At 48.4% G+C, this 20785-nt stretch carries 18 protein-coding genes; 13 read left to right on the top strand and 5 right to left on the bottom strand.

What is annotated here, in order from left to right; all coding sequences use genetic code 11:
- Nucleotides 1-13: 13 nt before the first annotated feature.
- The 11 genes from ptsP to ACLTOQ_RS13570 all read left to right on the top strand — a co-directional run bounded on the left by ptsP (nucleotide 14) and on the right by ACLTOQ_RS13570 (nucleotide 12495).
- Complete coding sequence (ptsP, locus tag ACLTOQ_RS13620) at nucleotides 14-1630, top strand: phosphoenolpyruvate--protein phosphotransferase (protein ID WP_308728364.1); 1617 nt, start codon at nucleotides 14-16, stop codon at nucleotides 1628-1630.
- 121 nt (nucleotides 1631-1751) lie between these two features.
- The gene (locus tag ACLTOQ_RS13615) at nucleotides 1752-2009 is read left to right on the top strand and encodes an HPr family phosphocarrier protein (RefSeq protein WP_117962302.1); all 258 of its coding nucleotides are present in this window, start codon (nucleotides 1752-1754) and stop codon (nucleotides 2007-2009) included.
- A 130-nt stretch (nucleotides 2010-2139) separates the two neighbouring features.
- Complete coding sequence (locus tag ACLTOQ_RS13610; RefSeq protein ID WP_412280268.1) at nucleotides 2140-3606, top strand: PTS transporter subunit EIIC; 1467 nt, start codon at nucleotides 2140-2142, stop codon at nucleotides 3604-3606.
- Nucleotides 3607-3997: 391 nt separating this feature from the next.
- Nucleotides 3998-4723: a glucosamine-6-phosphate deaminase gene (gene nagB / locus ACLTOQ_RS13605; protein ID WP_021915611.1), complete on the top strand. Its 726-nt coding sequence runs from the start codon at nucleotides 3998-4000 to the stop codon at nucleotides 4721-4723.
- A gap of 112 nt (nucleotides 4724-4835) precedes the next feature.
- Nucleotides 4836-5975, top strand: a complete 1140-nt coding sequence (nagA, locus tag ACLTOQ_RS13600; protein ID WP_412319650.1) for an N-acetylglucosamine-6-phosphate deacetylase — start codon at nucleotides 4836-4838, stop codon at nucleotides 5973-5975.
- 78 nt (nucleotides 5976-6053) lie between these two features.
- On the top strand, nucleotides 6054-6383 hold the full coding sequence (locus tag ACLTOQ_RS13595) for a zf-HC2 domain-containing protein (RefSeq protein ID WP_021915613.1): 330 nt from the start codon (nucleotides 6054-6056) through the stop codon (nucleotides 6381-6383).
- Nucleotides 6384-9071 (top strand): DNA polymerase I, encoded by a 2688-nt coding sequence (gene polA / locus ACLTOQ_RS13590; RefSeq protein WP_412319649.1) that lies wholly within the window; start codon nucleotides 6384-6386, stop codon nucleotides 9069-9071.
- Nucleotides 9072-9121: 50 nt separating this feature from the next.
- Nucleotides 9122-9730: a dephospho-CoA kinase gene (coaE, locus tag ACLTOQ_RS13585; RefSeq protein ID WP_021915615.1), complete on the top strand. Its 609-nt coding sequence runs from the start codon at nucleotides 9122-9124 to the stop codon at nucleotides 9728-9730.
- Nucleotides 9727-10524 carry an MBL fold metallo-hydrolase gene (locus tag ACLTOQ_RS13580; protein ID WP_262586926.1) on the top strand — a complete coding sequence of 266 codons (798 nt, stop codon included), beginning with the start codon at nucleotides 9727-9729 and terminating at the stop codon, nucleotides 10522-10524. The genes coaE and ACLTOQ_RS13580 overlap by 4 nt, the downstream gene beginning before the upstream one ends.
- A gap of 127 nt (nucleotides 10525-10651) precedes the next feature.
- Nucleotides 10652-10924, top strand: a complete 273-nt coding sequence (locus tag ACLTOQ_RS13575) for an ACT domain-containing protein (RefSeq protein WP_021915617.1) — start codon at nucleotides 10652-10654, stop codon at nucleotides 10922-10924.
- Between the two features lie 206 nt (nucleotides 10925-11130).
- A complete protein-coding gene (locus tag ACLTOQ_RS13570) occupies nucleotides 11131-12495 on the top strand; it encodes a PFL family protein (protein ID WP_021915618.1) in 1365 nt (454 codons plus the stop codon).
- 205 nt (nucleotides 12496-12700) lie between these two features.
- Here ACLTOQ_RS13570 and ACLTOQ_RS13565 read toward each other — a convergent pair whose 3' ends face one another.
- The 5 genes from ACLTOQ_RS13565 to ACLTOQ_RS13545 form a co-directional block, all read right to left on the bottom strand.
- Complete coding sequence (locus ACLTOQ_RS13565) at nucleotides 12701-14179, bottom strand: glycoside-pentoside-hexuronide (GPH):cation symporter (RefSeq protein ID WP_337755027.1); 1479 nt, start codon at nucleotides 14177-14179, stop codon at nucleotides 12701-12703.
- Between the two features lie 178 nt (nucleotides 14180-14357).
- The gene (locus ACLTOQ_RS13560) at nucleotides 14358-15653 is read right to left on the bottom strand and encodes a nucleotidyltransferase family protein (RefSeq protein ID WP_412319648.1); all 1296 of its coding nucleotides are present in this window, start codon (nucleotides 15651-15653) and stop codon (nucleotides 14358-14360) included.
- A gap of 111 nt (nucleotides 15654-15764) precedes the next feature.
- A complete protein-coding gene (locus tag ACLTOQ_RS13555) occupies nucleotides 15765-16247 on the bottom strand; it encodes a GNAT family N-acetyltransferase (protein WP_262586949.1) in 483 nt (160 codons plus the stop codon).
- A 32-nt stretch (nucleotides 16248-16279) separates the two neighbouring features.
- A complete protein-coding gene (locus ACLTOQ_RS13550; RefSeq protein WP_337427035.1) occupies nucleotides 16280-16843 on the bottom strand; it encodes a GNAT family N-acetyltransferase in 564 nt (187 codons plus the stop codon).
- 18 nt (nucleotides 16844-16861) lie between these two features.
- Nucleotides 16862-17296, bottom strand: coding sequence for a class I SAM-dependent methyltransferase (locus ACLTOQ_RS13545; protein ID WP_412319647.1), 435 nt, complete (start codon nucleotides 17294-17296; stop codon nucleotides 16862-16864).
- 296 nt (nucleotides 17297-17592) lie between these two features.
- Here ACLTOQ_RS13545 and ACLTOQ_RS13540 point away from each other — a divergent pair, with 296 nt between their 5' ends.
- Nucleotides 17593-19290 carry a hypothetical protein gene (locus ACLTOQ_RS13540; RefSeq protein WP_412319646.1) on the top strand — a complete coding sequence of 566 codons (1698 nt, stop codon included), beginning with the start codon at nucleotides 17593-17595 and terminating at the stop codon, nucleotides 19288-19290.
- Nucleotides 19291-19342: 52 nt separating this feature from the next.
- Nucleotides 19343-20761: a spore germination protein gene (locus ACLTOQ_RS13535; protein ID WP_021915626.1), complete on the top strand. Its 1419-nt coding sequence runs from the start codon at nucleotides 19343-19345 to the stop codon at nucleotides 20759-20761.
- Nucleotides 20762-20785 lie beyond the last annotated feature (24 nt).

The following is a 20785-nucleotide window of genomic DNA, read 5'->3' as shown; positions in this document are numbered from 1 at the left end:
AGAGGATGATGAAATGGTAGTTTGTCAGGGGAAAAGCGTTCTGAAGGGAATTGCGATCGGGAAAATTTACCTTTATGAAAAGCAGGAATATGTCCTGGAGCAGAAGCAGGTTGCTGATGCAGAGGCAGAGGTTGCCCGGTTCGAAGCAGCTAAGGAGACTGCCATCGGACAGTTGGATGACTTATATGAAAAAGCGCTTGCAGAAGCAGGCGAAGAACAGGCGATGATCTTCGATGTGCATAAGATGATGCTGGATGATGGCGATTATCTCGATGCGATCACCGGACTGATCCGGAGTGAAAAGGTCAATGCAGAATATGCAGTGCATACCACAGGAGAGCAGTTCGCAGCAGTATTTGCTTCCATGGATGATGATTATATGAAAGCGCGCAGCGCAGATGTCAAAGATATTTCCGGACGTGTGATCCGTATCCTGGCAGGCATCGGGGACGGCAGCATTGCTTCAGAGGAGCCGGTGATCTTACTGGCAGATGATCTGACTCCGAGTGAGACGGTTTCTCTTGATAAAAGTAAGATTCTCGCATTTGTAACCCGCAACGGTTCAGCAAATTCCCATACAGCGATTCTGGCACGTTCGATGAATATTCCGGCATTGGTGCAGACCGATGTGGAGCTGTTAAAAGAATACCACGGCATGGATGCAGTTGTAGATGGTCTGGATGGAAAGCTTTATCTGGATCCGGAAGAGGCTGTGCTTGCAGAATTAGTTCAGAAAAAGGAAGCCTGCGGCAGAGAACGTGCGGAGCTTGAAAAGCTGATCGGACTCGATAATGTGACAAGAGACGGTCGAAAGATTAACGTTTATGCGAATATCGGAAGCCCGGAAGATGTGGATAAGGTGCTTTTAAATGATGCAGGCGGTATCGGACTTTTCAGAAGCGAATTTTTGTATCTCGGACGGGAAGACTATCCTTCCGAGGAAGAGCAGTTTGAAATTTACAAAGAAGTATTGAGCCGGATGGAAGGCAAAAAGGTTATCATCCGTACACTTGATATCGGAGCGGACAAGCAGGTGGATTACTTCAAGCTTCCAAAAGAAGAAAATCCGGCGATGGGCTATCGTGCGATCCGTATCTGTTTGGATCGGATTGACGTGTTTAAAACACAGCTCCGTGCAATTTACAGAGCGTCCGTTTATGGTACTGCAGCCATCATGTTCCCGATGATTATCTCAGTCAAAGAGATCCTTCGAATCAAAGAGATCGTGGAAGAGGTTAAGGCAGAGCTGACAGCGGCAGGAATTGAGATTGCACCAGTTGAATTGGGTATTATGGTAGAGACACCTGCAGCAGTCATGATCAGTGAAGAGCTGGCAAAGGAAGTATCCTTCTTCAGTATCGGTACAAACGACCTGACGCAGTACACTTTGGCGATCGACCGTCAGAACCAGAGCCTTGATACCATTTATGATTCCCATCATCCTGCAGTGCTTCGGATGATCCGGATGACGATCGAAAATGGTCATAAAGGCGGCGCGTGGGTCGGCATCTGCGGAGAACTTGGAGCAGATACGACGCTGACAAAGACCTTTGTGGATATGGGGATTGACGAATTGTCCGTTTCCCCGACCTATGTACTGGGGCTTCGCAAGGCGATTCGGGAAATTTGAAAATAATAGAATGCATGCGCTCTGCGAGTATTCTATTGTCATGAATAAAAGCAATGCCGCACATAAATTTCTGAAGCGGCACTGCAAAGAGAATAAGAAGTGACCACAGGAGGAACAGAACATGACACAGTTTTCTTACACAATTCAGGATGAGCTCGGTCTTCATGCAAGACCGGCAGGGCTCTTGGCAAAGGAAGCCGCAAAGTTTAAAAGCACCGTTACGGTAGAAAGCGGCGCAAAAAAGGGAGATGCAAAGAAGATCATGTCCCTGATGATGCTGGGCGCAAAGAAAGAGCATACACTTTCCTTTACTGTAGAAGGAGAGGATGAAGAAGCCTGCGCAGCAGCGCTGGAAGCGTTTTTAAAAGAAAATTTATAAATCGATAACGCTGACAGTTTTCCAAAGTATTCGTTAAGGTGTGTACCTTTATGAATAAATCCGCGGCCAGGGCGGAAACCACAGTGCAGAAAGAATCTGCATTGTATTAAACAAGAAGGGGGTAACTTTTATGAAATGGTTACAGAAACTTGGTAAGGCTTTAATGCTTCCGGTAGCTTGCCTTCCCATTTGCGGTATCCTGATGGGTATCGGTTATTTACTTTGTCCGTCCACCATGCAGGGTGGTGACGTAGTTGGCTTTGCTGAGACACTGGGATTCTTCCTGGTAAAAGCAGGCGGAGCTTTGATCGATAACATTGCGATCCTGTTCGTTATCGGTGTTGGTGTCGGCATGTCCGATAAAAATGACGGCACCGGCGGCCTGGCAGCTCTGGCTTCCTGGCTGATGATGACAACTCTGCTTTCCACAGGCGTGGTTACAACCATCATGCCTTCTATGGCAGAAAAAGAAAGCGCTATGCTGGCATTTGGAAAAATCGCGAACCCTTTCATCGGTATTTTAGCTGGTGTGATCGGTTCTACCTGCTACAACAAGTTTAAGAGCACGAAGCTGCCTGACTGGCTGGCATTCTTCTCTGGCAAACGTTGTGTAGCGATCATCGCAGGCGTTATTTCCATCGTTGTTTCTGCAGTGCTGCTGTTTGTATGGCCTCTGATCTTCGGTGGTCTGGTAGCTCTTGGTGAGGGTATTGTAGGCCTTGACGCTGTAGGTGCAGGTATCTACGCATTCTTAAACCGTCTGCTGATCCCTGTTGGTCTGCATCATGCATTGAACAACGTATTCTGGTTTGACACCATCGGCCTTGGCGATCTGTCCCACTTCTGGGCAGGTGAGACCAGCGCAGACGTAAGCTGGAGCCTTGGTATGTACATGTCCGGTTTCTTCCCTTGTATGATGTTTGGTGTTCCCGGTGCAGCGCTGGCTATGATCCAGACTGCAAAGAGCACGAAGAAGAAAGTTGCAATCGGTCTGGTTGGTTCCGCAGCTCTGTGTGCATTCATCTGCGGCGTTACCGAGCCTTTTGAATTCGCATTCATGTTCCTTGCACCCGGTCTGTATGTTGTATACGCTCTGCTGTACGGCATCTTCACCGTAATCACTGTTTTAGTTGGCTTCCGTGCAGGCTTCTCCTTCTCCGCAGGCGCAACAGACCTTCTGTTCTCTGCATCCCTGCCGGCAGCAGCAAATACCTGGATGATCATTCCTCTGGGCATTGCAGCATTCGTTGTATTCTATCTGGTATTCCGTTTCGCGATCGTGAAGTTTGATCTGAAGACTCCCGGCCGTGAGGATGATGATACAGAAGCTGAAAAGCAGGTTGTTCTGGCAAATAACGACTACACCAAGGTTGGTGAGATCGTGCTGGAAGGTATCGGCGGCAAGGATAACGTTGTCAGCCTGGATAACTGCATTACCAGACTTCGTTTCGAAATCAAGGATTACACCAAGGTTGACGAGAAGAAGATCAAATCTGCAGGCGTTGCAGGCGTTATCCGCCCCAACAAGAACAATGTTCAGGTTATCGTCGGAACCAAGGTTCAGTTTGTAGCAGACGAAATCCAGAAGATGCTGTAAAACATTTTTACAGTACAGGAATTATCGTTTACATTCTTATCGAAGGGAAAAGCCCTCCATTCGATAGATACAGGAAATTAAATATTGACAGTGCCCTGCGGCACGAAAAACCTGGCACATCGGAGGCTCCTCGCAAGAGGGGCTTCCGATTCTTTTTCAAAACAGCGGAATGTTTGTAAAGCGTACCTTCTGGTGTTTTACAGCCGCAGGATCTGCACATTTGGTTTCCCGACACAGCCCGGGCGCGTGTGAACTGTAATCTTATGAGTAAACCTGGGACAATTATTTTTTTAAAACAATTGAGAAAAAAGTCGGGATGTATTAGAATGAATAGAGTAGCCGGAGAGGTTCCGACACAAAATATATTATCAGAAACGGGAGAATAAGCGATATGAGAATTATCAAAACCAAAGATTATAACGATATGAGCAGAAAAGCTGCAAACTATATTGGTGCACTGATCATCAACAAGCCTGACTGCGTACTGGGTCTGGCAACCGGTTCCACACCGATCGGCACATACAAAAATCTGGTAGCTGGCTATGAAAATGGCGACTACGATTTCTCCAACGTAAGAAGTGTAAACCTGGATGAGTACAAGGGCCTGCCCAAGGAGAACGAGCAGAGCTATTACTACTTCATGCATGACAATCTGTTTTCTCATGTAAATATTGATCCTGCAAACACCCATCTGCCGGACGGCACAGAGCCTGACAGTCAGAAAGCCTGTGAGGAATACAATAAAGTGATCGCATCCATGGGCGGTGTTGATCTGCAGCTGCTGGGTCTTGGACATGATGGACACATTGGCTTCAACGAGCCTAACGACGAGTTCGACAAAGAGACTCATTGCGTAGATTTAACAGAGATGACTATCGAAGCAAACAAGCGTTTCTTTAACTCCATCGACGAAGTTCCGCGTCAGGCTTACACCATGGGTATTGCTACGATCATGCGTGCAAAATGCGTCCTGATGGTTGTCAGCGGCAAAGATAAAGCAGAGATTTTAAAGAAATCCTTCTTTGGACCGATCACACCTCAGGTTCCGGCTTCTATTCTGCAGCTGCATCCGAACTTTGTTCTGATCGCAGATGAGGACGCTCTGTCCGCACTTTAATGCATTCTGTTGCTGAAAATGATAACAGGGTCAAAAATCAGAAAGCCGTTGCAGGGTTGTCTGCAGGAGGCTTTCTGAACGTTTGATTTGCCAAAGAAGGAGGCAGGAGACCATGGTTTTACAGAGCAGAAGAGTTTGGCTGGCAGGACAGTTTGTTCCCGCTCAGCTGGAAGTAGCCGATGGAAAAATCGTAAATGTATATCCTTTTGGGACAAAGACTGCAGATGTGGATTACGGCAATAAGCGGATTGTTCCCGGTTTTATTGACGTGCATACGCATGGTGCTTATGGATTCGATACCAACGACGGCGAGCCGGAAGGTCTGCGCGACTGGATGAGACGGATTCCGGAAGAAGGCGTTACCTCAATTCTTCCGACAACCGTAACTCAGATGCCGGAGGTTCTGACCAAAGCGGTTGCAAATGTCGCAAAGGTTGTGGAAGAAGGCTACGAGGGTGCAGAGATTCTGGGGATCCATTTCGAAGGACCTTATCTGGATATGGAATACAAGGGCGCGCAGCCCCCGGAAGCGATTGCAAAACCGACCGTAGAACAGTTTAAAATGTATCAGGAAGCCGCACATGGCATGATCAAATACATCACAATGGCTCCTGAGCATGATCCGGAATTTGCGTTGACGAAATACTGCAGCCAGAACGGTGTAGTAGTCAGCATGGGACATTCCAGCGCGTCGTATGAGCAGGCGCTGATGGGAATCGCCAATGGCGCGATGAGCATGACACATGTATACAACGGCATGACGCCTTATCATCACAGAAAGCCCGGATTGGTCGGAACCGCGTTGCGCGTCCGCGATATTTACGGCGAGATCATCTGTGACGGTTGTCACTCCCATCTGGCTGCACTGAATAACTTCTTCACCGCGAAAGGAAGAGATTATTCTACTATGATCAGTGATTCCCTGCGTGCAAAGCACTGCCCGCCCGGCGGCAATTATGAGCTTGGCGGTCATCCGATCGAAATTGGAGAGGACGGTCTGGCAAGATTAAAAGGAACCGATACGATCGCTGGAAGCACCTTAAATATCAACAAGGGGCTGAGGATTCTTGTGGAAGAGGCGATGGTTCCCTTCGATGCAGCATTAAATTCCTGCACGATCAACCCTGCCCGTGTTCTTCGGGTAGACGACCGGAAGGGTAAATTAACTGCCGGCTACGATGCGGATATCGTTGTTTTGGAAGACGATTATGCGGTTGCACAGACCTATTGCAAAGGAATTGCAATGTTATAAAAAATATGAGATACTAATGGGGCATTTTAGGCACAGCCTGGGATGCCCCTGATGTTTTATGAAAGGAGACTCTGTGATATGACAGATCTGGACTGCAAACAGACCGAAAAGCTGATTCCTCAGTTTTTGAAGGACGAACTGGATAACCGCACGGAAAAGAAATTTTTAAATCATGTGGATGGATGCAGTTCCTGCCTTGAGGAGCTGAGCATACAGTTTCTGGTGACAACCGGGATGCAGCGCCTGGAAAACGGCGATACGTTCGATTTAAACAGAGAGCTGCGCATGCGGATTGACACCGAGAAGCGACATCTGCATATCCTGAGTTCCTTACAGCATGGGCTGTATGCGACAGAAGCGATGGCGATTCTGGCGGCGACTATGATTTTGACGATGGTGGTATTATAAATGAGTGAAAAACTGGTTTTAATTGACGGACACAGCATTTTGAACCGCGCCTTCTATGGCGTGCCGGATTTATCCAATTCCGAGGGGCTTCACACGAATGCGGTCTATGGCTTTTTAAATATTTTATTCAAGCTTCTGGAGGAAGAGAAGCCGGAATATCTGACGGTCGCGTTCGACGTGAAAGCGCCGACGTTCCGGCACGAGATGTACCCGGAATATAAAGGGACGAGAAAGCCGATGCCGCAGGAGCTGCACGAGCAGGTTCCTGTGATGAAGCAGGTGCTGCATGCCATGGGAATCCGGACGATGGAGCAGCCCGGACTGGAAGCGGACGACATTTTGGGGACGCTTGCAAAGCGCGCGGAAAAAGAGGGAATGGATGTATCTCTGGTTTCCGGGGACCGGGATCTTTTACAGATCGCGAGTGACAAAATTAAAATCAGAATTCCGAAGACCAAGGGCGCGCGGACAGAGGTCGAGGATTATTATGCAGCAGATGTTGAAGCAAAGTACGGCGTGACGCCTGCCGGCTTTATCGAATTAAAGGCGCTGATGGGCGATACGGCGGACAATATCCCCGGCGTGCCCAAGGTCGGTGAAAAGACGGCTTCCGAGCTATTAAAGCAGTTTCAAACGCTGGACAATTTGTATGCGCATGTCGAAGAGGTGACGAAAAAAGCGGTGCGGGAATCGCTGATCGCCAATAAAGATCTGGCATATCTGAGTCTCGATCTTGCGACGATCCGCATCGACAGTCCTGTGGTGCTTGACTGGAATGAAGCGCGGCTGGGAGAGCTGTATACAGAGGATGCGTATCAGCTGTTCCGGAAGTTGGAATTTAAAAATCTGCTTGGACGATTCGAGCAGAAAGAGACGAAGCAGGATAGCTTGACGGCAAAAATTCATGTGACGAGAGATTTGGCAGAGGCACAGGAGATTTTCGAGGCGGTCAAAAAAGCGGGACACTGTGGCTTTGCAGTGTTATCCGATCAGAAAAAATGCAGAAAAATAGAAGAAACCGAGTTTTGCGGACTGGCGCTGTGCTGGGGCGAAGAAAAGATCGCTGTGCTTCCGGCGGAGGGCTTTTTGACTGCGCAGTGGCTTTGCAGTCAGCTTTCCGATCTGTATCTGGCGGGCATAGGCCTTTCTACGTTTGAAATCAAAAAAGCGTATCCGGCGCTTTTGTCCAATGGAGAAAAAGACCAGGACAGCTGCGGTACAAAGACGCTGTTCGATGTTTTGATTGCCGCGTATCTGTTAAATCCGCTCAAAAACGATTATGAGCCGGAGGACATTGCAAAGGAGCAGCTCGATCGCATGATCCGCACGAGAAAGCAGCTGTTTGAAAAGCTTTCTTTAAAGGAAGCATATGCGCAGAGACCGGAAGAATTTTATGAATATGCCGGAACACTGGCGTATGTGTGCTATGCGGCTGTGCCGGTGCTTTCCCAAAAACTGGAAGAAGCCGGGATGCAGAAGCTGTTTGACGAAATTGAGATGCCGGTATCCCGTGTGCTTTATGAGATGGAAAAAGAGGGCGTGCTGGTACGCAGACAGGAGCTGCAGGCATACGGTGATGCGCTGGTGGACCGGATTAACGAGCTGGAAACAAAAATCCACGAAGCGGCAGGCTGTGAATTTAATATCAATTCGCCGAAGCAGCTGGGAGAAATTTTGTTTGAAAAGATGGGCTTAAAGGGCGGAAAGAAAACCAAAACCGGATATTCGACCGCTGCAGACATTCTGGAAAAGCTCGCAGCAGACAATCCGATTGTTGCGGATATCCTGGAATATCGGGGGCTGACGAAATTAAAATCGACCTATGCGGACGGTCTGGCGGATTATATCGAGGAGGACGGCAGAATCCACACGTCCTTCAATCAGACGATCACGGCGACCGGACGAATTTCTTCAACGGAACCGAATCTGCAGAACATTCCGATGCGTACAGAACTGGGACGGCTGATCCGCAAGGTATTTGTGCCAAAGGACAACTACTTGTTTACGGACGCGGACTATTCCCAGATCGAGCTTCGTGTGCTCGCGCATATTTCCGGGGACGAGCAGCTGATCGAGGCGTACAAAAGTGACGCGGATATCCATCGGATTACGGCATCCAAGGTGTTCCATACGCCGTTTGAGGAAGTAACGGACTTACAGCGGCGCAATGCAAAGGCGGTCAATTTCGGTATCGTTTACGGTATCAGCTCCTTTGGCTTGAGTCAGGATCTGAGCATTACGCGGAAAGAGGCAGCAACCTATATCGAACAGTATTTTGCAACCTATCCGCAGGTCAAGACATTTCTGGACAAACAGGTGGAGGATGCGAAGCAAAACGGTTATGTGACGACGCTCTACGGGCGCAGACGTCCGATTCCGGAGCTGAAATCCAGCAATTTTATGCAGCGTTCCTTTGGCGAGCGCGTGGCGATGAATTCTCCGATTCAGGGTACGGCGGCAGATATCATGAAGCTTGCGATGATCCATGTCTGGGAAGAGCTGCATCGCAGGAAATTGAATTCCAGGCTCAGTCTGCAGATTCACGACGAGCTGCTGATCGAGACCGATCGTGCGGAAGCTACGGAGGTGGCAGAGCTTTTAAAGGATAAGATGAAGCATGCGGCAGAGCTTTCCGTTTCGCTGGAGGTGGATCTGCATACCGGCGAAAACTGGTATGACGCGAAATAGTAGAATGCACGCTCTGCGAGCATTCTATTGTCATGAATAAAAGGAATGAAATGATGAAAACAATAGGAATTACCGGCGGGGTTGGTGCCGGAAAATCGAAGATTTTAGCATATATTCAGACACACTGCAACTGCCGGATTTTGCTGGCGGATGAAGCAGCGCATAAGGTTCGTGAGCCGGGAAATCCCTGCTACAACGCCCTCGTCCGGCTTCTGGGAACAGACACGCTGGAAGAGGACGGTCAGATCAACCGGCAGAAAATGGCGGCGAAAATTTTTGCAGACCATAAGTTGCTGGAAGCGATCAATGCGGTCATCCATCCGGCGGTTAAAGCCTATATTTTGCAGGAGATCGAAGCCGAACGCGAAGCTGGAAAAATCGACGCCTTTTTTGTGGAAGCGGCGCTCCTGATTGAGGAAGGCTATGGCGAGCTGCTGGATGAGCTATGGTACATTTTTGCACAAAAAGAAGTACGCAGGAAGCGGCTGATGCAGGATCGTGGATATTCCGAAGAAAAGGTAGAACAGATTTTTGCGAGTCAGCTTTCGGAAGAAGAATTTCGATGTCACTGTAAAGTGGTGATTGACAATAGTGCCGACCTGGGGGATACTTACAGACAGATAGACGAAAGATTAAAGGAAGCAGGGCTGAGCAGATGAGATTATGCAGTATTGCCAGCGGAAGCAGCGGAAACTGTATTTATGCGGGAACGGATACGACCCATGTGCTGGTGGATGCAGGCATCAGCGGCAAGCGCGTGGAAAACGGCTTGAACGATATTGGTTTGACAGGACGGGATATTGATGCGATTTTGATCACTCATGAACATATTGACCATATCGCCGGACTTGGTGTTTTAAGCAGACGGTATGGAATTCCGATTTATACGACGGAAAAGACTGCGGACGCGATTCAGGAAACGAAGAGTGTGGGAAAGATCCCGGAAGAGCTTTTTCATCCCGTCTGTGCAGAGGAAGCGTTTACAATTAAGGATCTGACGGTAAATCCGATGCGTATTTCTCATGATGCCGCAGATCCTGTGGGCTATCGTTTTTCTTATGGCAGCAGCCATGCTGCTGTGTGTACAGACCTTGGTACTTATAATGACTACACCGTGGAATGCTTAAAGGGGATGGATGTCCTTTTACTGGAGGCAAATCACGATGTAAATATGCTGCAGGTGGGGAGCTATCCCTATTATCTCAAGCAGCGGATACTCGGAAACCGCGGGCACCTTTCGAATGAAAATTCGGGCAGACTGTTAAGCAGGGTGCTGCATGATAACCTGAAAAAAGTGATCCTGGGACATCTGAGTCAGGAAAACAACCTGCCGGAGCTTGCATATGAGACCGTGCGGATGGAAATTGACCTGGCGGATAATCCGTATCATGGGGGTGATTTCCCGATTCAGGTGGCGAAGCGCAATGAGGTTTCGGAGATGATCTGTTTTTAAAAAAATGAGGAACTGTGAGAGGAGAAAGATTGAAAAATAAAATTTTCAATCGCGGGATTTGTGTCTGCGCGCACTTGACACAAACTTGACATGCGCAAAAAGCGTGCGCGGAAAAGAGGAGAAAAGCATGAAGAAAAGCATTATCACTGTAGTAGGGAAGGACACTGTCGGAATTATTGCAAGAGTATGTGCATATCTGGCAGATAACAACATCAACATTCTGGATATTTCCCAGACCATTGTGCAGGGATATTTTAATATGATGATGATCGTGGATATGAATAATGTATCCAAGGAGTTCGGAACCATTGCGCAGGAGCTGGATGCGCTCGGAGAGAATATTGGCGTTATTATCAAATGCCAGCGGGAAGAAATTTTTGACCAGATGCACAGAATCTGAGACACCAGTTTACTCGTGGCTTCCTGTGAGCTGATTTCATGCTTGCATGAAAATCTGCTTGCAGGAAGGTACGAAGGAAGCGCCAATCCATGAGCAAAAGTAGCGGTGGCGTAGCCAGCGCGGAGAGCATCGAAGATGCGAGTTTGCGAATGGCGCGGTAAACGGCTCAATCACGACAAATACATCTGCGAAATGGAGAAAATAGCATGATCAATATCTATGAAGTAACCGAAACCAATAACATGGTGGAGAAAGAAAATCTGGACGTACGCACCATTACGATGGGAATCAGCCTTTTGGACTGCATCGATTCGGATTTAAACGCATGTCTGGATAAAATTTATAAAAAGATTACCGAATCCGCAAAGGATCTGGTAAAGACCGGCGAAGAGATTGCACAGGAATTCGGCGTGCCGATTGTAAACAAGCGTATTTCTGTGACTCCAATTGCGCTGGTCGGCGGTGCCGCATGTAAGACGCCGGAGGATTTTGCAAAGATCGCAGAAGTGATGGATAAAGCTGCCCACGAGGTAGGCGTAAACTTTATCGGCGGGTATTCTGCGTTGGTGAATAAAGGCATGACCCATGCGGATGAGCTTTTAATCCGTTCGATTCCGATGGCACTGTCCAGAACTGAAAATGTCTGCAGCTCTGTCAACGTCGGTTCCACCCGCTGCGGTATCAACATGGATGCTGTCCGCCTGCTGGGCGAAATCATCAAAGAGACGGCGGAGTATACAAAGGAGCAGGATTCCTTAGGCTGTGCAAAGCTGGTGGTATTCTGCAATGCGCCGGACGATAATCCGTTCATGGCGGGCGCGTTCCACGGCGTGACAGAGGCTGACCGTATCATCAATGTCGGCGTCAGCGGTCCCGGCGTTGTAAAGACTGCACTGGAATCCGTGCGCGGCGAGAGCTTTGAGGTGCTCTGCGAGACGATCAAAAAGACCGCGTTCAAGGTTACGAGAGTCGGTCAGCTGGTGGCAAAAGAGGCTTCGAAGCGGTTAAAGGTTCCCTTCGGTATTGTCGATCTTTCGCTGGCTCCGACGCCTGCAATCGGCGACTCTGTTGCAGATATTTTATGTGAAATCGGTCTGGAGCATGCCGGCGCACCTGGAACGACGGCGGCCCTTGCCCTGTTAAATGATCAGGTGAAAAAAGGCGGCGTTATGGCATCTTCCTATGTTGGCGGCTTGAGCGGGGCATTCATTCCGGTCAGTGAAGATCAGGGTATGATCGATGCGGTGACAGCAGGTGCGCTGACACTGGAAAAGCTCGAGGCGATGACCTGTGTCTGCTCCGTAGGCCTTGACATGATCGCGATTCCCGGAGATACAAAGGCAACCACGATTTCCGGCATCATTGCGGATGAAATGGCGATCGGTATGATCAACAATAAGACAACCGCTGTTCGCCTGATCCCCGTTATCGGTAAGGGTGTTGGCGAAACCGTTGAGTTTGGCGGACTGCTGGGCTATGCGCCGATTATGCCGGTCAACCAGTTCAGCTGTGACGCATTTGTAAACCGCGGCGGACGGATTCCTGCACCGATCCATAGCTTCAAGAACTAAGCGGTATCGTAGCAGGAGCAGGACGAATTCTGAAAAAATATAAACAATAGAATGCACGCTCTGCGAGCATTCTATTGTCATGAATGAAAAAGACCGTCGGTTTTGCAGAGCCTTGGGAAGGCGCGAACCGACGGTCTTTTGGATTTTTTGGAAAGAATTTTGTTTCACAGTTTTTCGCCTGTGGCAGGGAGGGAAAGCAATAGCTTTATGCAGCGTGCCGCTTTTCCAGTTCGACACAGATGCGGTCGTATTCTGTTTCGTCCAGAATATATTTTTTCTTATAAAGGAAGTAGGACAGAAGCATCATCGCGCAGGGCAGCAGGGACATGCACAGCAAAAGTCCGGTGCTCTGCAGCGAGGTCGTGCTGGAGAGCACGCCGGAAATTAAGTCGAGCTTTTCACTTTCGGTAATCAACCCCTGGGTGCACTGCTGCTCCAGCGAAGAAATCTGGTTGGTGTAGCTGGTAACGTCGAACAGCAGATAGGTTGCAGATGTCAGGACAGCGGTCAGTGCGGAGGCAAGCTTTGTGATGAATGGGCGAAGGGAAGCGATGACGGCTTCATCCCTCGTTTCGAATTTGTACTCATTATATTCCACCGTATTGAGGATGGAGATCATCATAATCAGGTAATAGCAATACTGACCGAAATTGGAGAGCATGTAGCCTAACACGAGCAGGGCAAAGCCGAGGGTGCCGGTCTTTGCCAGGAAGCCGGAGATCAGGAGGAACGCGTAGCCGATCACCGCGATGACTGCCATGATGGACATCAGCCGTTTGCGCGGGCATTTGCGGGAAATGGCAGGGTAGAAGACCATCAGAAATGCGGTTGCGGACATGCCGACCATTGTGAACAGGGAATACAGACCGCCTTCATAGCCGAACGTCAGATAAATATAGGTAGATCCCAGTCCGCCGACGATCAGTCCATTGCCGATTTGCTGCAGCAAAAAGATGACTGCGATCCAGACTAACTGATCGTTGCGCAGGATGGTCTGGATGATTTCGCGGAAGCGGAAGCGTTCCTGCTTCGCTGCGGGAGGGTCACGGCGTTCGCGTACACCGAAGATTGTGATGCTCAAAAACAGAGGCGCTAAAATCGCAATGATCAGGGCGATGCGTCCATAGGCGGTAAAGGAACTTCCGCCGATGGCATTTTTGCCGGTAGAAAAGACTGGAATCAGGATAGAAGCCAGCGTAGAACCGATTCCTGCAAACAGCGTGGCACGGGAGGTAAACTGATTGCGTGCGTTGGCATCAGAGCCGAGCGCCGGAATCATACCCCAGTAGGAAATATCATTCATGGTATAGGTGATGCTGAACAAAAAATAAAGGATGCCGAACAGGCAGACGAAGCTCCAACCGTGCAGGTCTGTATTGAAAAACAGATAAATGACGACGGAGGTGGATAAAACGCCGATTGTCAGCCAGGGTTTAAATTTTCCGAAACGGGAATGGGTGTGTTCGATGATGCTTCCCATGATCGGGTCGTTTAGTGCGTCAAAAATCCGGGCAGCGACCATAATTGCGGTGATCGCGGTCAGCTGTGCGGCGTTTAACGAGCGGGTAAATAAAACGAAAGTCAGAAGAAAGCTGTTGATCAGGGCGTAGACAGCATCTCTTCCGACCGTCCCGAGGGGGAACAGAAGTAGGTTTCGTTTTTGGTACTTTTGCTGTTCGTTCATGGATTTTTCCTCCGTTTTTTATTCTGTTTTCATTATATTGCGATTTAAAACAGGATGCAACAGATAAAAATGGCGAATTCCGGAGAGTGGGAAATGAGATTGTCGGAGGATGCGGCAGGGTGGCACAGCGTGCTGTAAAACGCGGGCACTGCAGCGGCAGCGCAGTCTTGTTGTCTGACTACAGCAGAATCAGTTGGCGTGTATACTCGTGAACCGGCAGCTGCCCGGTTTTTGCGCAGCGTGCAGTTTGCGTCAGATGTGCAGCGAGCACATCCTTTTCATAGAGGGCGAGTGCTTCCGGAGAAAGGCTGCGGGCTGCAGCAGCGGGGCGGGAGATGAGCGGAATGCTGCTGTTTTTCTTGAGCACGGACAGCAGGGGAGACGCACTCTTACGAAAACCAAGAATCCGGGCGTAAGGCGTATAGTCGTTATCGCGGGCAGCAAGGAGCATTTCCTGCGAAACAGAGAGCAGAATCCGACACAGACAGCGGCTGATTTTGCTGTAGGTGATTTCACGGGTCTTGAGTCTTGCGCAGAGGTCGTCCCAGTTGGTAAAGGAAAGGCGGTTCGCCTCGAGCTTGTCGGCAAGCTCTTTTCCGACCTCAGCATACGTCCCAAAGGAACCCGGAGCGGCAGTGAGCAGTCGATAGTGCAATGGACTGGATAAGTCATTGGAGAATAAAAACGTGTTCTGCGATAAAACTTCCTCCCAGAGTGGCAGCAGGGGCTGCAGTTCGGGATAGCACTGCAGCTGCGACAAAAGAGCCTGCTTCCCTTGTTTGGCGAGCAGACTGCGCAGCGCGGATGCAGAGGGAAAGTCAGCTGCACCGCCGAGCGGATCGTGATAGCCGCTGCCAACGCGCGAGATCGTGAACGGGCGGATGGAGCTGTTTCGCTGCAGCAGCGCCGAGGTGTATTCCAATCCCAGAAGGTTGTTGGGGGAAGAAAGCAGGGCAGAAATCTGAGCTGCTTGGAAATTGTCATCAGGGCAAGGCATTGATGGCATATCTTTTTTCGGATCGAGGCATAAAAGCAGCGCCTGCTGGCGTGCGGCGGGAAAAGAAAGCCCGGATTTTAATGCTTTTTTCAGGGCATCGGAAAAAGCTGCAGATTCGCACTGCAGCAGAGCAGCCGCTTTTTCAAACAAGGAAATGTCGCCGGATTCGCTGCCAAAGCAAAGGCTGTCCACGCAGCCGAGCTTGTCCAGCAGGGAAACTGCCCCGGCGGCAAAATCTCCGGCGCTTCCGGCGGCGAAGCAGACGGGCAGCTCAATCACGACGTCTGCGCCGGCAAGCAGCGCCATCCGGGTACGGGTATACTTGTCCAGAAGCGCCGGAGCGCCCCTCTGGACAAAGCTGCCGCTCATGACTGCGATCAGATAGTCCGCGCCGGTTTGCTTCCGCGCCTGTTCCATATGGTAAATATGTCCCGGGTGAAGCGGGTTGTATTCTACGATGATGCCTGTTGTTTTCAAAGTGATAAATACCTCCATGTGCACGGGTTCTTAACGTTCTGAGAACTTTTTTCTTTTTTTACTTCCACAGGTTCAAGTTTATTTTTCTGTTTTTAATATCCGATTTCCGAATTATAGCTGTATCTCTAACTCCAAGCAATCCCATTCTTCGCCTAATACCTGATACTTTTCCATTTCATCTAATGCTACATCCTGAAATCCTGTGGTCTTGTAACAATAATATGCAGGATCATTATTACGGAAAACACCTAATGTAACCTTCTTTGCGCCAAAGATTTCTTTTGCATAGAGTAATCCTAACTGAAGCATTTGTTTTCCATAGCCTTTCCCCCTTTTGTTTGCATCAACGATAACAAAGCCAAATCTTAATTCATCAAATGACGCTGTTGGTCTTCTCATTGTAAAAAATCCAACCACATCGTTATCATCTATCGCTGTAAAAGCCATCAAATCACTTACGGAATGAAATTGCTCAAGCGATAACGGGTATGTTCCCAGTACGCCTGCTGTCCATTTATAAAATGCCTTTTCATCTTTTGCCCAGGAAAGTATTGTTTCAGCATCTTTTATATGATAAGGTCTTAGTCTTAACATCATTTTCCCCTTTCTGCAAAACTGGAAGTTGTCTAATTCTTTTTTAAGGGATTATCTAATACATAATACAAAGAAATATACTCATGTCCATCTCTTGCAATTTGGGTATTTTCCTTTACAAAGCGGAAACCACTTTTTTCAATAACTCTTTTTGATTGACTATTTATAACAAAATGGCTACACATTAAGTAATCATAATTTTCTTGTTCAAAGCAGAATTTAATTACTCTATTAACAGCTTCTGGCATTAAACCTTTTCCCCAATACTCTTTACTTAATACATATCCTAGTTCTCTTCCTACTAAATTCTCATACTCATCACGCAACAAAAGACTAAGCGTTTCAAGTCCTAATGAACCTATTACCTTATGATTTTCTTTCAATTCTAAAGCAAAGGTCATTTTCTCATTAATAAACATCTCCAAAATGGTTTTTGATTCTTGAATTGATGTATGTGGATTCCATCCAGCCATTTGACCTACTCCATCAACTTTTGCATACTCAAAAAAGTCTTCTAAATCCATTTCACTCCATTCTCTAATGATTAGTCTATCTGTTTCAAGCACAACACCTGTTAAATCAACATTTGCATTCATAAATCTATCACTCCTCAATCAACTCCCGATTGTTCTATGATACGATAAACATGCCATATTCTTTTGGCACGTTGTAGTATGAGCGGTCAAAATATCTTTTTTAGCCTGTTTGGGAATGCCGGTGATCGACGTCATACTGGAAAGAGAATAAAGATATTCGATTATGTCATCGATATTGCTTTTGGCAGCTGCGATCATCGCTTTTGAAAAATCTGAAAGAGTCAGCCTGGAACACAGACGGATCAAATCTTCTTTGTTTTTCCACATATCGCCCGTCCCGCAGCCTAATTCCAAAACGCGCATTCCGGGGTCAATTTTATAATTGGAAAAAATCCAGTTTCCGAATCCCATCTTGTTTGTCGAATATTTATCATGAATGGAAATTCTCGTTTGCAAATTGGTTGCAGTAGCATACTGCTGTTCCACAACGGACATATCATTCAGCTGATCCATACATAACCTCGCTTTGATTTCTTGTTTTTGATCCTGGTATTTGGAAAACAGTATAACATAAAATAAAGGCATATGGGAAGCTGCGAAAAGCATTGAAGATGCAGCTTGGCGAATGGTGCAGATGAACGATAACCTAAAATAGCAAAAAGAAGTTTTTAACGGAAAGATCTTGTGCTGCTTCATATAGATTTTTCTGTTTTGAGTATGGTATACTGTAAGAGTATGTGAGAAAACTTAGCCTTCTTATATATTTTTAACGAACTAAAAATTTATTTTATATAGAGAGGGATCGGCAGATGGGAAATAAGGAATTATTTAAAACAGTTTTATTCGGCGGATTTCAAAAAGAAGAAGTATGGAACTACATGCAGGAGGTTGAGGCGGAGATAGAAGGGGGACGTCAGGTTGCGGAACGCGCACAGCAGGAATATGCGCAGCAGCTGGAAGAGGAAAACCTGATGCGGCAGAAACTGAGCCAGCAGCTTTCGGATGAACAGGAACGCACGGAGAAGCTGGAAGAAGAAAAGAATGCGATGGAGTCGGAACTTGGCACACTGCAAGCAGAAGCAGAAAGTCTGCGCGCAGAAAAAGCAGAACTGCAGACCGGGCTGAACAAGCTGCAGGAAGAAAAGATCGGGCTGGAAGCGGCAGTTGAAACCTTAAATACAGAAAAAGCCGGACAGCAGGCAGAAATGGAAGCGCTGCAGAAGGCAAAGGACGAATTACAGACAAGGGCGGAATCCTTACAGACGGAGAAGGAAGAGGCTTTGGAGGATCTGGAAAATCTGCGGATAGCGCAGACAAAAATTCAGGCAGAGGCAGAAAGCCTACGTGCAGAAAAAGCAGAGCTGCAGACCGAGCAGAACAAGCTGCAGGAAGAAAAGAGCGGGCTGGAAGCGGCAGTTGAAACCTTAAATACAGAAAAAGCCGGACAGCAGGCAGAAGTTGAAGCGCTGCAGAAGGCAAAGGACGAATTACAGGCAAGAACAGAAGTTTTAGAAGCTGAGAAAGAGAAAGCTTTGTCAGAGCTGAAAAGTCTGAGGACTGAGAAAGTCAAACTGGAAACCGAAGCAGAAAAATTGCGTGCAGAGCAGCAGGAATTGAAAGCGGAAGCTGACGATCTGAGTGTCCAGCTGGAAACGCAGCAACTTGCGCTTGCAAAGGAGAAAGAACACACTGCAGCACGGCTGGCAGAATGGAAGAGCCGGGAGGACAGCCTGAAAACAGAATTAAAGCGCAAAAAGGCAGAGGCTCAGACGATTTTCCAGAAACAACAGCAGGAGATTCGGCAGTTAAAACAGCAGTTGGCAGCTTTAAAGTCAGATCATGCAAGAAGTGCAGGACAGAGTAGCCTGGACGGTTTGAAGAATGGTCTGGGACAGATGTTCTTTAAGGTTACAGGAAATGCAGGCAGAAATAGTGCTGGAAAACGCAGCGAAGCGATGCGGCAGTGGAACGCAGACAGCTACAGCGAAGAAAGAACGCAGTGGGGATATGCAGAAAATCCTAGCCGTGCCGAAAAAACGCAGGGACAAGCAGATGACTACAGGGAAAAATCGCAGGAAATCGTAAAAACGGACTATGCGAGTCAAAGAAACGATACGGCAGTCACAGAGCAGGGCGCGCCCGCTGCAGGACAGAACATGACCGTTACGGCTGCAGTCCACCCTGCGTCCGACACAATTTCCGATGTTGCACTCGACACCACATTTGATACAGTTCCGGCGCCCACCGCACCGGATGAAAATAAATTGACTGATACGGTCAATAGGACGACCGACGACGCGATCGCAGAAGCTGCAAAAGCCTGCGAGGACATACAGGCGGCGCAGGAAGCCAAAACGCAGGATTCGGAGAATGCGGATGCGCAGCAAAAGCAGCAGGAAAAAGATACTTATTATAAAGAGCATGTGAATACGGTCAACGAGACGATCGCCCGGGCGCAGGAGCGGATTGCAAAAATGCTTCAGGAGCTTCAGACAGAGGTAGAATAAAAGGGAACCCTTTTGGACAGACTAAAGCAAAAAGTCCGGGAGGAAGATTTCCATGACGATGAAAAAAGTGAGCGGCGATCTGGCGAAGAACAGAGACTATCTGGATCGACAGCTGGGCGTTGGGGAAAGCTTTGACGTATTGTACCGAAATGTGGAGATCGGGAAGAAAAATGCAGCTTTGTATATGATCGACGGATTCTGTAAAGATGAAGTGATGCAGAAGCTGCTGCAGCATTTTATCGGAATCACGAAAGAGCAGATGCCGGAGGACGCGGCAGAGATGAGCAGGCAGCTTGTGCCTTATGGAGAGGTCGATCTATGCGACGATCTGGATGAAATCTGCAGGCAGGTGATGTCCGGCGTGACCGCCCTGCTGTTGGAGGGATATGAGCAGGGCATTTTGATCGATGCCAGAACCTATCCGGCGCGAAGTGTCGGTGAGCCGGAAAAGGATAAGGTGCTGCGCGGTTCGAAGGACGGTTTTGTGGAAACCATTGTCTTTAACACGGCGCTGATCCGCCGCAGGATCCGAAGCACGCAGCTGAGGATGGAAATGCTGCAGGCAGGAAAAACGTCCCACACCGACATCGTTTTGTGCTATATGGAGGATCGGGTAGATCAGCAGTTCCTTGAAAAGATCCGGAACCGGATTCAAAACCTGCAGGTGGATGCGCTGACGCTGAACCAGGAAAGCCTTGCGGAGTGCCTGTATCAGGGACGTTGGTGGAATCCGTTTCCAAAGTTCCGATTTTCTGAACGTCCGGACACCGCGGCGGCACAGGTGTTGGAGGGAAATATCATCATTCTGGTGGACAACTCGCCGTCGGCGCTGATCACACCGACCTCCCTGTTTGACGTGCTGGAGGAAGCGGACGATTATTATTTTCCGCCGATCACGGGAACGTATCTGAGACTGTCGCGCCTGCTGATCGCCATTGTAACGTATTTTCTGACACCGACGTTTCTTTTGTTGATGGAATATCCACAGTGGATTCCCAAAGGCTTTGAGTTCATCGCAGTGCGGGATACGGTCTATATTCCGCTGATCTGGCAGCTTTTATTGCTGGAGCTTGCAATCGACGGTCTGAAGCTTGCGGCGGTCAACACCCCGAATATGCTCAGCACGCCGCTGTCGGTCATGGCGGCGTTGGTTTTGGGAGAGTTCAGCGTAAAGAGCGGGTGGTTTAATAGTGAGGTCATGTTGTACATGGCATTCGTCGCAGTCGCCAACTACACACAGAACAGCCTGGAGCTTGGCTATGCGCTGAAATTTATGCGGATTATCAATTTGGTGCTGACGGCAATTTTTGGCGTCTGGGGATATGTTGGAGGAATCGTGATTCTGGCGGTTTCTCTGTTGTTTAACCGGACGGTGAGCAGCAGAAGCTATCTGTATCCACTGGTGCCGTTTCATGGAAAACAGCTCGGACATCAGCTGTTTCGGACAAGGCTGCCGGCGGCAAGAAAATAGGCCTGGTGCAAGGATGGAAAATGA

Source organism: Gallintestinimicrobium sp. (assembly GCF_046968865.1).
Lineage (GTDB): Bacteria > Bacillota > Clostridia > Lachnospirales > Lachnospiraceae > Gallintestinimicrobium > Gallintestinimicrobium propionicum.
This window is presented reverse-complemented; position numbering and strand designations above follow the sequence as displayed.

Coding starts and splice junctions, on each gene's coding strand:
- ptsP (WP_308728364.1), top strand. CDS start 14: ATGGTAGTTTGTCAGGGGAAAAGCGTTCTGAAGGGAATTGCGATCGGG.
- ACLTOQ_RS13615 (WP_117962302.1), top strand. CDS start 1,752: ATGACACAGTTTTCTTACACAATTCAGGATGAGCTCGGTCTTCATGCA.
- ACLTOQ_RS13610 (WP_412280268.1), top strand. CDS start 2,140: ATGAAATGGTTACAGAAACTTGGTAAGGCTTTAATGCTTCCGGTAGCT.
- nagB (WP_021915611.1), top strand. CDS start 3,998: ATGAGAATTATCAAAACCAAAGATTATAACGATATGAGCAGAAAAGCT.
- nagA (WP_412319650.1), top strand. CDS start 4,836: ATGGTTTTACAGAGCAGAAGAGTTTGGCTGGCAGGACAGTTTGTTCCC.
- ACLTOQ_RS13595 (WP_021915613.1), top strand. CDS start 6,054: ATGACAGATCTGGACTGCAAACAGACCGAAAAGCTGATTCCTCAGTTT.
- polA (WP_412319649.1), top strand. CDS start 6,384: ATGAGTGAAAAACTGGTTTTAATTGACGGACACAGCATTTTGAACCGC.
- coaE (WP_021915615.1), top strand. CDS start 9,122: ATGATGAAAACAATAGGAATTACCGGCGGGGTTGGTGCCGGAAAATCG.
- ACLTOQ_RS13580 (WP_262586926.1), top strand. CDS start 9,727: ATGAGATTATGCAGTATTGCCAGCGGAAGCAGCGGAAACTGTATTTAT.
- ACLTOQ_RS13575 (WP_021915617.1), top strand. CDS start 10,652: ATGAAGAAAAGCATTATCACTGTAGTAGGGAAGGACACTGTCGGAATT.
- ACLTOQ_RS13570 (WP_021915618.1), top strand. CDS start 11,131: ATGATCAATATCTATGAAGTAACCGAAACCAATAACATGGTGGAGAAA.
- ACLTOQ_RS13565 (WP_337755027.1), bottom strand. CDS start 14,179: ATGAACGAACAGCAAAAGTACCAAAAACGAAACCTACTTCTGTTCCCC.
- ACLTOQ_RS13555 (WP_262586949.1), bottom strand. CDS start 16,247: ATGTTAAGACTAAGACCTTATCATATAAAAGATGCTGAAACAATACTT.
- ACLTOQ_RS13550 (WP_337427035.1), bottom strand. CDS start 16,843: ATGAATGCAAATGTTGATTTAACAGGTGTTGTGCTTGAAACAGATAGA.
- ACLTOQ_RS13545 (WP_412319647.1), bottom strand. CDS start 17,296: ATGGATCAGCTGAATGATATGTCCGTTGTGGAACAGCAGTATGCTACT.
- ACLTOQ_RS13540 (WP_412319646.1), top strand. CDS start 17,593: ATGGGAAATAAGGAATTATTTAAAACAGTTTTATTCGGCGGATTTCAA.
- ACLTOQ_RS13535 (WP_021915626.1), top strand. CDS start 19,343: ATGACGATGAAAAAAGTGAGCGGCGATCTGGCGAAGAACAGAGACTAT.